The 11,595-nt window shown below is 41.1% G+C and carries 16 protein-coding genes; 7 read left to right on the forward strand and 9 right to left on the reverse strand.

The annotated features are described in order from the left end of the window. Nucleotides 1–40: 40 nt before the first annotated feature. The gene (locus MKY93_RS17245; protein ID WP_078818577.1) at nucleotides 41–853 is read right to left on the reverse strand and encodes a Cof-type HAD-IIB family hydrolase; all 813 of its coding nucleotides are present in this window, start codon (nucleotides 851–853) and stop codon (nucleotides 41–43) included. A gap of 18 nt (nucleotides 854–871) precedes the next feature. After that, nucleotides 872–1,570, reverse strand: coding sequence for an SDR family oxidoreductase (locus tag MKY93_RS17250; protein ID WP_139366035.1), 699 nt, complete (start codon nucleotides 1,568–1,570; stop codon nucleotides 872–874). 121 nt (nucleotides 1,571–1,691) lie between these two features. Between MKY93_RS17250 and MKY93_RS17255 the strand changes: the two genes are divergently transcribed. After that, complete coding sequence (locus tag MKY93_RS17255; RefSeq protein ID WP_009498704.1) at nucleotides 1,692–2,438, forward strand: AAA family ATPase; 747 nt, start codon at nucleotides 1,692–1,694, stop codon at nucleotides 2,436–2,438. 63 nt (nucleotides 2,439–2,501) lie between these two features. Here the strand turns inward: MKY93_RS17255 and MKY93_RS17260 are convergent, their stop codons facing one another. Continuing rightward, entirely contained in the window at nucleotides 2,502–2,660 is a 159-nt protein-coding gene (locus MKY93_RS17260) for a hypothetical protein (protein ID WP_171805946.1), read from the reverse strand. 196 nt (nucleotides 2,661–2,856) lie between these two features. Here MKY93_RS17260 and MKY93_RS17265 point away from each other — a divergent pair, with 196 nt between their 5' ends. Beyond that, on the forward strand, nucleotides 2,857–3,045 hold the full coding sequence (locus MKY93_RS17265) for a hypothetical protein (RefSeq protein WP_078818578.1): 189 nt from the start codon (nucleotides 2,857–2,859) through the stop codon (nucleotides 3,043–3,045). Nucleotides 3,046–3,147: 102 nt separating this feature from the next. On the opposite strand, the gene MKY93_RS17270 is transcribed toward MKY93_RS17265, so the two are convergent. From MKY93_RS17270 to MKY93_RS17290, 5 genes are all read right to left on the reverse strand, one after another. After that, nucleotides 3,148–3,660, reverse strand: a complete 513-nt coding sequence (locus MKY93_RS17270) for a YcxB family protein (protein ID WP_009498707.1) — start codon at nucleotides 3,658–3,660, stop codon at nucleotides 3,148–3,150. Continuing rightward, nucleotides 3,644–4,267, reverse strand: a complete 624-nt coding sequence (locus tag MKY93_RS17275) for a histidine phosphatase family protein (RefSeq protein ID WP_340760506.1) — start codon at nucleotides 4,265–4,267, stop codon at nucleotides 3,644–3,646. Before MKY93_RS17275 ends, MKY93_RS17270 begins: the two co-directional genes overlap by 17 nt. Then, the gene (locus tag MKY93_RS17280) at nucleotides 4,260–5,432 is read right to left on the reverse strand and encodes an MFS transporter (protein ID WP_078818579.1); all 1,173 of its coding nucleotides are present in this window, start codon (nucleotides 5,430–5,432) and stop codon (nucleotides 4,260–4,262) included. Before MKY93_RS17280 ends, MKY93_RS17275 begins: the two co-directional genes overlap by 8 nt. 211 nt (nucleotides 5,433–5,643) lie before the next feature. Then, nucleotides 5,644–5,847, reverse strand: a complete 204-nt coding sequence (locus tag MKY93_RS17285; protein ID WP_340760510.1) for a hypothetical protein — start codon at nucleotides 5,845–5,847, stop codon at nucleotides 5,644–5,646. A gap of 13 nt (nucleotides 5,848–5,860) precedes the next feature. Then, complete coding sequence (locus tag MKY93_RS17290) at nucleotides 5,861–6,412, reverse strand: GNAT family N-acetyltransferase (RefSeq protein WP_078818580.1); 552 nt, start codon at nucleotides 6,410–6,412, stop codon at nucleotides 5,861–5,863. A 105-nt stretch (nucleotides 6,413–6,517) separates the two neighbouring features. On the opposite strand from MKY93_RS17290, the gene MKY93_RS17295 reads away from it, so the two are divergent. From MKY93_RS17295 to MKY93_RS17310, 4 genes are all read left to right on the forward strand, one after another. After that, nucleotides 6,518–7,093 (forward strand): LytTR family DNA-binding domain-containing protein, encoded by a 576-nt coding sequence (locus MKY93_RS17295; protein ID WP_340760513.1) that lies wholly within the window; start codon nucleotides 6,518–6,520, stop codon nucleotides 7,091–7,093. Between the two features lie 413 nt (nucleotides 7,094–7,506). Continuing rightward, complete coding sequence (locus MKY93_RS17300) at nucleotides 7,507–8,445, forward strand: ABC transporter ATP-binding protein (protein WP_217698597.1); 939 nt, start codon at nucleotides 7,507–7,509, stop codon at nucleotides 8,443–8,445. Next, nucleotides 8,429–9,283 (forward strand): ABC transporter permease, encoded by an 855-nt coding sequence (locus MKY93_RS17305; RefSeq protein WP_078818584.1) that lies wholly within the window; start codon nucleotides 8,429–8,431, stop codon nucleotides 9,281–9,283. Before MKY93_RS17300 ends, MKY93_RS17305 begins: the two co-directional genes overlap by 17 nt. Nucleotides 9,284–9,400: 117 nt before the next feature. Further along, nucleotides 9,401–10,285 carry a D-alanyl-D-alanine carboxypeptidase family protein gene (locus MKY93_RS17310; protein ID WP_009498716.1) on the forward strand — a complete coding sequence of 295 codons (885 nt, stop codon included), beginning with the start codon at nucleotides 9,401–9,403 and terminating at the stop codon, nucleotides 10,283–10,285. A 47-nt stretch (nucleotides 10,286–10,332) separates the two neighbouring features. Here MKY93_RS17310 and MKY93_RS17315 read toward each other — a convergent pair whose 3' ends face one another. Continuing rightward, nucleotides 10,333–10,971: a pentapeptide repeat-containing protein gene (locus tag MKY93_RS17315; protein ID WP_340760518.1), complete on the reverse strand. Its 639-nt coding sequence runs from the start codon at nucleotides 10,969–10,971 to the stop codon at nucleotides 10,333–10,335. An 80-nt stretch (nucleotides 10,972–11,051) separates the two neighbouring features. Between MKY93_RS17315 and MKY93_RS17320 the strand changes: the two genes are divergently transcribed. Further along, entirely contained in the window at nucleotides 11,052–11,540 is a 489-nt protein-coding gene (locus MKY93_RS17320) for a DinB family protein (RefSeq protein WP_340760520.1), read from the forward strand. The last annotated feature ends 55 nt before the right edge of the window (nucleotides 11,541–11,595 follow it).

Raw genomic sequence — 11,595 nt, forward strand, 5'->3', positions numbered from 1 at the left:
ATCTACTTGCATCCACAGTTGTTCGTATCGGAGCTTTATCTTATTTCTGAATTCCCTGTAACAACGGAACGTCTTTTTCTTCTAACAGACCGACTTCAAGTAATCCCTTCAAAATTCCGTCTTCCGAACAAGATGCTGTCACGTGGTCTGCCACTTCTTTAAGCTCTGGAATCGCATTCTCCATCGCAATGCCTGTGCCGACTGTCTCGATCATTTGCATATCATTCAGTCCATCGCCAAATGCGTAGCTGTTCTCGATTGGAATATTCAAATGTTCCAGCATTTTTTGAATCCCGATCGCTTTAGACGCACCATTTGGGAGCATATCCACCGAGCATTCATCCCATCGAACAAAAGAATAATCATTAAATAGTTGCATATACTGCTCAGTTTCTTCAGGCTCGCAATAGATCTGAACTTGGTTGATGTGGGAATGCGAACAAATTTCCTTATCTACTGGAGGGTACGGGATTTTTAATCGAGTCGTACCTGCAGTGATCAGTGGATGTTCAGACGCATTCGTGACAAAATTATCAAATGTAGAGTATGTCAGTCCATGTCCTTTTTCATTGGCAAGCTCCGTCAACTTCTGCATATCTTCGCGCTTCATCGGGTTAGAAAAGATTTCTTTTCCACCAAACACAACATGCTGCCCATTCATCGATACATATGAATCAAATGAAAGCTCATCTAGCAGCCATTCGAACATCAACGGCGCTCTCCCCGTACAAATGACCGTGTGTATCCCTTTATTCTGCAAAGCTTTCAACGCTACCTTTGTTGAGTCTAAAATCGTTTTATCATGACTCATCAAAGTTCCATCTAAATCAAAAAACACAATTTTATTATTCACTTGCACTTGTCTCCTTTCTTATACAGGCCGAACAGTAATTTCATTCACATTGACGTACTCAGGTTGTTTCACTGCATAAACGACTGCTTTGGCAATATCTTCTGCTTCTAATTTTTTTCTATCCGTCATACTAGAGCTTAGACGGGTATCGACCATGCCCGGGGAAATATTCGTCACACGTACTCCTGTCCGTGCAAGTTCTTTTTCAAGCCCTGTTGAAATTGCTCTCACTGCAAATTTCGTAGCACTATATACAGTACTTTTCTTCGTCGCTTCAAAGCCCGAAACGGATGCAATATTGATAATATGGCCACTTGACCGCTCTACCATGCCTGGCAAAACAGAGTCAATTCCATACAGCACACCCTTAATATTGACATCAATCATACGCTCCCATTGCTCTACTTCTCTGTCACGTACGGTAGCAGATAGCATCTGACCAGCATTATTGACATAAATATCTATGGAACCAAATGCTTCGTTCGCACGCTTTGCCAGTTCCTTTACCTCTGATTCATTCGCGATGTCTGTCGGAACGGCCAGTGCCTGACCTTGATTCGTACTATTTATCTCTTTCGCCACAGCTTTCAATTGCTCCTCGCGACGTGCAGCTAATACTACATTCGCTCCTTCTTTTGCCAACTCTTTGGCGATTGCAGCACCAATCCCTCCACTCGCTCCTGTAACGATTGCTGTTTTACCTGCTAATGAATGGATATCTTTTGCCATTTAGACTCTCTCCCTTCGCCATGCTACAATTAGTCTAACAATTTGCTGGTAGATATGCTTTGAAGTTGCTTGCCAACTGATTATAAATTTTAGAATAGGGAGTGAATTTATGCTGAATACACAATTTATGAAAGCGATGCGGTTAAAACGGGACATTGTTCCCTCGTTTAACTCATATCCTTTTGATTTACCAAGTATTCGGACGCTGGATGAACTGGATTTTCATCGGAACGTGACATTTTTTGTCGGAGAGAATGGCATGGGAAAATCAACGTTACTAGAAGCAGCGGCTGTAGCTGCAGGGTTTAACCCTGAAGGCGGATCTTTAAACTTCAACTTTTCCACCTATGATTCACATTCTGTATTAGAGGAATATATAACATTGATTAAAGGCGTAATCCGTCCAACTGATGGTTTTTTTCTGCGTGCCGAAACGTTTTATAACCTCGCAACAACGATTGAAGAATTGGATAACGCACCAGGAAACAGCCCTCGGATTATAGATGGCTACGGAGGCGTATCTTTGCATGAACAATCTCACGGCGAATCTTTTTGGTCTACGTTCATTCATCGCTTCAGAGGAAATGGTATTTACTTATTGGACGAGCCGGAAGCTGCACTTTCACCGTTGCGACAACTTTCCATGCTAAGTCGAATTCATGACTTGGTCGGAGAAGGCTCCCAATTCATCATCGCCACACACTCACCTATCCTGTTATCCTACCCCGATGCAAAAATTGTAGAATTCACTGATGAAGGTGCTCAGGAAACGACTCTTGAAGAAACTAGCCATTATCGAATCATGAAGCAGTTCTTTGATGATAAAGACCGTATGTTGCATCATTTGCTAAAATGACAGTTACCGTATGAAATATGTAAAACAAGCGATTATTTCCGGGGAAATAATCGCTTGTTGTCTTTATTCTTTATCTCGGTCTGCCTTTACTTGCTCTCTTGCCTCTTTCTTTATTTCCTCAACTTGTTTTTCAGCTTCTTTTGCTGCATCATTTGCCACTTCAGATGGTTTTTTATTGTTTTCATCTTGATTACCGGGTTGATCCGCATAACTTTTCGTCATTATCTGCACTCCCATTCCTATTTTGAATTTATTATTCCCCTATCGGCCGGAATCAAACCTTATATCAGTTATGTCCCGACATAATTGTTTCCGATTTTTGGGGATTTGTTCGACAAGCTCTCCTAAAAATCTCACATAAAATGACAGCGAGTTTCGTGCTACAATAAAGGTAGAAAATAAGAAAGGCGGATTAGTCTTGTCTAAAAAAATGTTGACCTATTTGATCATGCTCGCAGTTGGCTTTACATTTCTAATTTTAGCGATCATTCTCGATCTTCCTGAAAAGGTAAAGTGGCTATTTTTAGGTATTGCGGTCGTCTTGAATGTAACAAGTGCGATTGCTGCAATGAAAATTGGCTTAAGAGAAATGAAACCTACTAAATAATGCGCTGGATATAATCTTTTCAATTATAAAGGCGTCCTGTTCATCGCATACGAATGCAACGAACAAGACGCCCCTATTAGTTTCCGCAACTCGGCTCTATTGCTAGATAACAAGCCGTTTCTCTACGTAAGATTTCACAGCATCCGCTGAATACAAATCTCGTTTGGGTAATATGTACGCGCTGACCGTACTCGTGTAAATATAAAAGTAATTCGCATCTTCTATGATGCTCTTAACACCTGCCCACTGGACATTCGTTTCACCTGTAGATGTAGTATCCGTCATTCCTGATTTATTCATCTTCATAAAATGCTTACCGACAAGGCCCTCATTCTTCCCCTCTTTCAACATTTTCCGAACTTGCCTTGTGATGTGAAAGTAAAAATACTTCGGATATACGATCACCCAGGCAATAGCCGTTACCGTAAATGTAGCAAATAGCGGTCCCCGTGCCATATCTGTAAATACGGATAAAAAATAGGCGAAGAGTAGAAAAATCAAAGGCGATATGTAGCGTTGCCACTGCAATGAATTTTTTCCCACTTTAGAATTCTTAACGTGATATAAATTAAAAGCAACGACATCTTCTTCTGTTAACTCATACTGAATCTCCATTTGTTCCTCCTGCCAAGTGTGCTGTACAATTCAACAGCGAACAACTTTTCCCTTCAACATCAATGATAGTCAGTGACGTATTGTCGATCGTTACCGCATATCGGTCATCCTCAAGCAAAGTGACAATCATCCGTTTAATAAAACTTCCGTGACTTACAACGAGAATTCGTTTATCCGGGTTCATATGAATCTGCTCTTCTACAAACTCCATACCTCTAGCAACTACACTATCCGCAGTTTCGAACTGCATATTCAGTTCACGCCAATCGGGACCCCATTTCCGCACACGTTCTTGTTCTGTCGTACCTTCGATTAGACCACTGCTTCTTTCTCGCACACGGTCATCTTCCACCACTTTCACATTCGGCATACGAGCAGCGAGAATCTCTGCTGTATGTTTTGCACGATTCATAGGACTCGTGACAATAACATCCCAGTGTTCTCCTTCAAGTCGAGTCGCCAATTTTTCAGCGGCCTGGACACCTTCATCATTCAACGGAATATTCGAGCTCCCCTGAACACGGCCTTCCTTATTCCAAGCTGTCTGTCCATGACGTACAAATCCAATAATCGTCAATGCAATCTCCCCCAACACATCGTCATACATTCGCCTTAAAAGCAGGCGTTCGCTTGATCCATAGATAATTCAGTACAACACCGAGGAACAATACAAATGCGCCAAAGTAAAAAGGATAATCCACATTAACATCAAATAATGCACCACCAATAATAGGTCCAAATACATTACCGATGCTGGTAAACATCGAATTCATCCCACCGACAAAGCCTTGCTCATTCCCGGCAATTTTTGATAAATACGAGGTTGCAGCCGGACGAATCAAATCAAATCCTACAAAAATGATAATCGTCACAAGCAACACCATAAAATAACCCCTAACGAATGTAGCTAAAAACACGAGCAATGCCGAAAAAACAAGACAGAAGAAAATCAGCCGTTTTTCCCCTATCATCCTGGAAAGCTTATCGAACAGCAATACTTGTGCAAGTGCCCCTACGATACCACTGCCCGTAATAATAATCGCTATATCTGTTGGTGTAAAACCAAATTTATGATCGACAAACAAACTGAAAATCGATTCAAATGAAGCCAGTCCAAATGACAAAATAAAGATAATTACAAACACGATAAAGTACTGGCGCGCAAATATCCGCTTCAATCCTGGCTTGCTTTCATCTTCCGCCACAGCTTCTTGATAACGAGCAGGCTCACGCAGCATGATCAATGAAAATACAGCCGCGAACAATGCAAGACCTCCTGCGAAAAAGAAAGGAACCCGAGTACCGAATCCTGCCAAAAAACCACCTATTCCAGGTCCGATGATAAAACCTGTAGAGATGGCAGCAGACATAAAACCTAACGCCTTTGACCGTGTTTCCATCGTCGTGATATCCGCGATGAAGGCTGTAACTGCCGGCATAATAAACGCGGCACTCACTCCACCTAAAATCCGTGATATGAATAATACCGGCAAAGTTTGTCCGATCCCAAATAAAAATTCAGATGCACTAAAAATGACCAAGCCGATGACAATCATCTTTTTTCTTCCGACTGTATCAACCCATCTTCCTGAAAAAGGCGACACGAGCAACTGTGCCATCGCAAAAATGGCGACCATGTATCCGACCCCTGTACCCGATATATGCAGTTCATTCATCAATGTCGGCATAACAGGTATTACGAGACCAATCCCTAAAAAAGCAATTAGCAAATTGGACAACAACAGTATTAATGTAATGGATTCCTTCTTCATGTTCTCTCACCCGCAATCAGTCTAAGTTGATATTTCTTCATCATAGCAAGCCGTGAGGAAACTTACAAGAAGAAGAGAAGTGCATTCCCAATTATCCCCCAACTCAGTTTGCACACCTTGACTGACGAGAGATTGTAAAAGTACACATTATTATCGAAACAAAAAAAGCGGAGTCCGATTTCAAAGGACACCGCGTATTTTCAAGGCAACTCTAACGATTCTTCCAGCTCACTGCAAGACCCAGTCCAATCGCCGTACATCCCGTAAGGACAGCGATGGGCATTGACCTCATGAAATAAGCGTCGAATGTATAGCTGTCTAAAGATATTACTGCAAATGAAATGAGCAGGATGAGAAAAGCAACTAGCAAAATCCATTGGACAATTTGCTGAAATTCGAATTTCATATTCTTCATCCTTTCATTACGCTTACTCTCTACTCTTCTTCCAATCTTCATTAAGCATACTATAGACAATTATATCATGATAATGATCATAGAGAAATTCAGCATCACGAAGAACTCCTTCTTCAATAAATCCAAGACGTTCGGGGATTGCCCTACTCTTTTCATTTCCCGTACCGCATCTGATTTCCACGCGGTGCAATACGTACTCGTCAAATGCATAGTCCAGCAACGACCTGACGACCTCTGTCATGATGCCGTTCCCTTGATAAGGTTCTGCCAGCCAATAGCCGATACTCGTCTGTTTATTAGCTTGGTTCACCGAATGAAACCCTGCCATCCCAGCCAGATTTCCGTTAAAGAGAATGCCAGCCTGAAAGCCATCCTCCGCAGCAAATTGTTCCAGCCATGCTGAAATAATTGGGCCGTACTGTTCAGGTTCTATCATGGAATCTACCCATGGCAGCCATTGACGTAAGTTCCCTCTGGAATCGTCCACGAGATCATATAGCTCATTCGCATCTCGTTGCCCTAGCAATTTCAATGAAATTTGATCCGTCACTTTAAGCATAAACATATTATATCTCTCCATTCATCTGTATTGAACTCACGGCAGGATTGTGAAGGCTCCTATGTAACTTGTATGGTTCTAATGGTACGTTTGAATAAAAAGAAAGTCAATATGGATTATTTCGAAGAGTCGGACACCAATCCAAAATGCAAGTCACCTGTCGTTTCATGCAAGACACCTATATTGCATTGTTCCGTCTCTAATGAAATGGTACGATTCATCCAAGATGATAACGAAGGGGTGGTAACCATACGGCTAAAAATAAATGAATCACACGAATTTAGAGATGTTGAAATTATGATTAATTGCCCCGAAGTTGATGAGCGTCTTTCCCGCTTGATTCAACAGATTAATCAAATGATGTTCTCGATTCATGGCAAAAAGGATGGCAATACGTACCCAATAATTTCAGATGAACTGCTTTATATCGAGTCAGTAAATGATACGACTTTCCTATACACCGACCGTGAGGCCTTTGAAAGTGACAAAAAATTATATGAGTTCGAGGAACAGCTAGTAAATACCCGTTTCTTAAGAATCAGCAAAAACTTTATCGTGAATACTTCCAAGATTGAAAACGTGAAAGCTCTCATAAATGGACGGTTTGAGGCCTCCTTATCGAACGGTGAAAAAGTGATTGTCAATCGTCATTATGTAAAATCATTTCGAAAACATTTTCTAGGGTGAGGTGAATAACTTGAATCGTACAATTATCTATATTAGTGCTACCTGCTTTGCATTTACTTTTAGCTCTATATTTTATTACCTATTTCGGATGTTCAATATTTTCCCGCCATTAACTGAAAGGATGACCGCCTATCTATTTATAATCTCCACCATGATCACCTTGTTAATTTTCATATCCCATCAATTACCGGTAGAGCAGCCCTGGCTTATTCATTTAATTGAACTAGGCTGCGTCATAGTCGTTCTACTTATAGCAGGTGCTGCATTTAAGGTGTACCCTTTTCACTCGTTCTATATTGTACCGGTTACCGTATGCGGTCTATTAGCATATGCCTTCGTCAACACCATGATTTATATGAATAATAAGGGAGCCGAGCGAGAGATCAATAAAGTGATTTCGAATACGAGGAGTGATGCAAATGCTTAAAATTATAGAAGTTAACGGGTTACAAAAATCTTATGGTTCTGTCCATGCTGTCCAAGATATTAGTTTCTATGTAGAGAAAGGAAGTCTCTTTTCATTTTTAGGAACAAACGGTGCAGGTAAATCCACTACCATTTCAATAATTTTAACACTCTTGCAACATGATACAGGAGATGTGAAAGTAAATGGCTTAACAGTTGGGAAAGATGATGAATCAATACGCAAAGAGATTGGTGTTGTTTTTCAAGACAGTTTATTGGATTCACTTCTGACAGTGCGAGAGAATTTAGACCTTCGAGCTCGATTTTACAGAATGTCAAAATACGAAAGAGGAGCAGCTATTGGAAGAGTAGCGGAGATTGTTGATATAACTGCTATTTTGGAACGCCGGTACGGTAAATTATCTGGCGGACAAAAAAGAAGAGTGGATATTGCCAGAGCCCTTCTCCATCAGCCAAAGATCTTATTGCTCGATGAACCTACTACCGGTCTGGACCCCCAGAATCGAAAACAGATTTGGAATACGATCTTACAACTGCAACGCGATACAGGAATGACAGTTTTTTTAACGACTCATTATATTGAAGAAGCCGCTAATTCTGATTTTGTTGTTGTAATGAAAGAAGGAAGGATTATCGCGAGAGGAACGCCAAATCAACTGAAAACTGACTATTCTGCTGATAGACTGGTTATCACAGCAGCAAACCATTCGCAGTTTCGCAATCAACTACAGGCAGATCAACTGGAATTTCGTGAAGAAAATGCCTCATACATTCTGAACTTGCAAAGAACGACCGATGCAATTCCACTTTTAGCAAAGTACCAAGATGACATTACTTCCTTTGAAGTAATGAAATCAAGTCTAGACGATGTATTCATCCAAATTCATAACGGAAAGGATGGGTCGTCTGATGCTGGCATTTGCTAGACGTAACTTACTAGTTTATTTCCGCGATAAGGCTGCATTGTTTTTTTCACTGCTTGCCGTTTTCATCCTGATTGCTCTGTATGTATTCTTTCTTGGCGATTTAATGGCAGAAGGTTTGCCCGATTTCCCGGCTAAAAGTTGGCTTCTCACATCATGGATTCTGGCCGGAATTTTAGCAGTAACTTCAGTGACCACGACGCTAGGCGCGTTTGGTGTTATGGTGGAGGATCGCTCGACACACACTTACTTAGACTTTTACGCTTCTCCGATCAAACGGTCCTCTCTATTTGCCGGCTATGTCATGAGTTCCATCTTCATTGGTTTCCTTATGTGTTTGGTCGTACTCTTTACAGCAAATGTTGTTCTATTTTTCTCAGGTGGAGAATTATTAGCTTTCACTCAGCTTCTAAAAATCATCGGGGTCAGCCTATTATCCGTATTGGCGAGCGGTTCTATGATTTTACTTCTAGTTTCTTTCTTTACAACATCCAATGCGTTTGCCGCTGCAAGTACGGTAATCGGGACATTACTTGGATTTCTGGCTGGAATTTATATACCTATTGGAAATTTGCCTGCTTACTTGCAAACCATCATAAAATTTTTTCCTACTTCCCATTCAGCGGCCTTATTTCGTCAATTGCTAATGGACCGGCCGATTCAGGAAGCCTTCTCAAACGCACCGATCGCAGTCATAGAAGACTTTCAATTGAATATGGGCGTTTTTTTCGAAATAAATGGAAGTTCTAGTTCACTCTTATTCAGTGTACTTTATTTACTGGGAACGGCATTCGTATTCTCCTTTCTATTCCTGACCGTCATGAGGTGGAAAAGAACCTAGCCCTTTTACTATCGTTATAATCATCTTCATAAATTCTTCATAAAAACCTTTACCTTTTCTTCAGGTTGATCATGCATAATTGAAGTCAGTTACTTTACTGAATAGGACGGGGTACATGTGAAAAAATTACTGTTGGTCTTCATTTTAATAGGTGGAATTTATTTCACCTTTTCGAAATGGGACGACCATCAACTAGTGCAGGAAAATTGGAGTGTGTCCGCTAAAGCAATGATTTTGCTGGACGCAGAGACAGATAAGGTCTTATATAAGAATAATAGTTCCGAACCTTTACCTATTGCCAGCATGACGAAGCTTATGACGCAATACATTGTCTTAAATTCAATAAAAAGTGGTGCACTGTCTTGGGATACTGTATATCAACCGAGCGCATCTGTACTGAATATGAATGCATTAACGAGTGCATCTAAAATCGGTATGACGGCTGATCAGACCTATACTGTCCGTGAGCTATTCACAGCGATGAGTGTCATTTCCGCGAACGATGCCGCCATCGCATTAGCCGAGCTGGTGGGCGGAACAGAAGATCAATTTGTATCTATTATGAATAAGCAAGCTAACGCCTTGAAACTAAAAAACACGTCTTTTTATAATTCATCTGGACTAGACGGCAGCTATTTAGGCCGCAGTGAAGACGAAACCAATTTAGCGTCTGCTTATGATGTGGCATTGCTAGCGCAAAAATTGATTAAGAAACATCCGGAAATATTAGAGTTTACCAAGATGCAAAGCTTTACCTCAAAACAAAATGTAAAAATGTGGAACACGAACTTACTGCTGTTTGGTATGCCACTTCAAATGGCAGGAATAGATGGTTTGAAGACGGGTTATACCGACGCTGCTGGTTCTTGTTTTGCAGGCACTGGTGTGTTTAATGGAAAGCGTGTCATTTCCGTAGTGATAGGTGTGGAGGATGTAGATGGTGACAGCTCAGAACCCCGGTTCACCTTGACTCGTGAGCTGATTGAACGTTTTACAAACTAACTAATTCAAAAATAAAGCAGACCTTTCAACTCAGGTCTGCTTTATCTTTATTCATCTCGAATATCCAACCCCATCATCGCTGCAAACTGTACGGCTTGCCGGACAGAAACGATGCATCCTTCCAAGTCTTTCATCGACACGGTCATACTTTCGAATTCTGAGCTTCTCAGTTCCACTCCTTTTAAAGAGGTTTCATCAAAACTTGCACTGTCAAGATTACACATTGAAAACTTCGTTTGCTTCAGTTTGCAGTCGAAAAAATCCGCGTCTTTAAGTTGGCACTGTTCAAAAAGCACGCGTTCCCACTTCGCATGGACGAACGCAGAGAGATTACCGATACATTGCTCGAATGAAACGTCAGTAAAGCGAGCATCCGCAAAGTTTACGCCAAGCATCTTGCAATTGTGGAAACTGGCACGGTGGATACTGACCCCTCTTAAATCCGCATTGGAAAAGTCACAGTTCTCAAATCGTACATCGGTAATGAATAAATCCGGTAAGGACGCATGTTGAAAACTTGAGTTTTTAACGAGCATATTTGTTAATTGAGCTCGTTCCACCATCTCTCCATCAAACCTCGAATCAAGTACGACGCAATTTTGAAGGTAAGGATCCTCTTCTAGCCATACATCTTGAAACGTTGCCGGAGTTAATTGTTCCGACACTTTCGGTTGGTTAAGTTTCATTTGAATTCCACCTCTCCTTGAGAGCCCTAAGAAGCATTGCCCTCTATGAAATGGTACCATAAAAAAAAGGAGTGAAGTATATGAAGATCAATGACCAAGCACGCGAGGAATTATGGACGCAAGTCGGCCATTTAACAGATGAAGACATTAATCGAAAACCTTCAGATAACGAGTGGTCCATAAAACAAGTGCTTGAACATCTTTATCTTATGGAAAGCGGCGTCATCAAAACTATACAAGCACAGCTTACCTCAGGCGAGCAAAAGGACGTAGCCGACAAACCGATTGAGCTGACAGTCAATCGATCGACGAAAGTACAAGCTCCAGAATTTGCAACTCCTACAGAAGAATCCGCAACACTGGAAGAATTAAAAGCCAAACTCAACGCAACTCACTCGACCTTACGGGAATTTGCTGAGAGTACATCTGATGCGCAATTAGAGGAAAAATCCTACCCTCACCCTGTATTCGGTGAGATGAATCTAAAACAATGGATTCCGTTCATCGGCTATCACGAATTGCGTCATATTGATCAAATTAAAGAAGTAAAACAAAAATTAGGGTTATAAATAAAACGGAGCGGCAGATCAAATACCATCTGCCGCTCCGTTTTTCATTGGAGGG

This window comes from Sporosarcina sp. FSL W7-1283 (assembly GCF_038003105.1).
GTDB lineage: Bacteria > Bacillota > Bacilli > Bacillales_A > Planococcaceae > Sporosarcina > Sporosarcina newyorkensis.

Coding starts and splice junctions, on each gene's coding strand:
- MKY93_RS17255 (WP_009498704.1), top strand. CDS start 1,692: ATGCTGAATACACAATTTATGAAAGCGATGCGGTTAAAACGGGACATT.
- MKY93_RS17270 (WP_009498707.1), bottom strand. CDS start 3,660: ATGGAGATTCAGTATGAGTTAACAGAAGAAGATGTCGTTGCTTTTAAT.
- MKY93_RS17280 (WP_078818579.1), bottom strand. CDS start 5,432: ATGAAGAAGGAATCCATTACATTAATACTGTTGTTGTCCAATTTGCTA.
- MKY93_RS17320 (WP_340760520.1), top strand. CDS start 11,052: ATGAAGATCAATGACCAAGCACGCGAGGAATTATGGACGCAAGTCGGC.
- MKY93_RS17290 (WP_078818580.1), bottom strand. CDS start 6,412: ATGTTTATGCTTAAAGTGACGGATCAAATTTCATTGAAATTGCTAGGG.
- MKY93_RS17285 (WP_340760510.1), bottom strand. CDS start 5,847: ATGAAGAATATGAAATTCGAATTTCAGCAAATTGTCCAATGGATTTTG.
- MKY93_RS17260 (WP_171805946.1), bottom strand. CDS start 2,660: ATGACGAAAAGTTATGCGGATCAACCCGGTAATCAAGATGAAAACAAT.
- MKY93_RS17275 (WP_340760506.1), bottom strand. CDS start 4,267: ATGTATGACGATGTGTTGGGGGAGATTGCATTGACGATTATTGGATTT.
- MKY93_RS17305 (WP_078818584.1), top strand. CDS start 8,429: ATGCTGGCATTTGCTAGACGTAACTTACTAGTTTATTTCCGCGATAAG.
- MKY93_RS17315 (WP_340760518.1), bottom strand. CDS start 10,971: ATGAAACTTAACCAACCGAAAGTGTCGGAACAATTAACTCCGGCAACG.
- MKY93_RS17295 (WP_340760513.1), top strand. CDS start 6,518: ATGGATTATTTCGAAGAGTCGGACACCAATCCAAAATGCAAGTCACCT.
- MKY93_RS17300 (WP_217698597.1), top strand. CDS start 7,507: ATGCAAATGCTTAAAATTATAGAAGTTAACGGGTTACAAAAATCTTAT.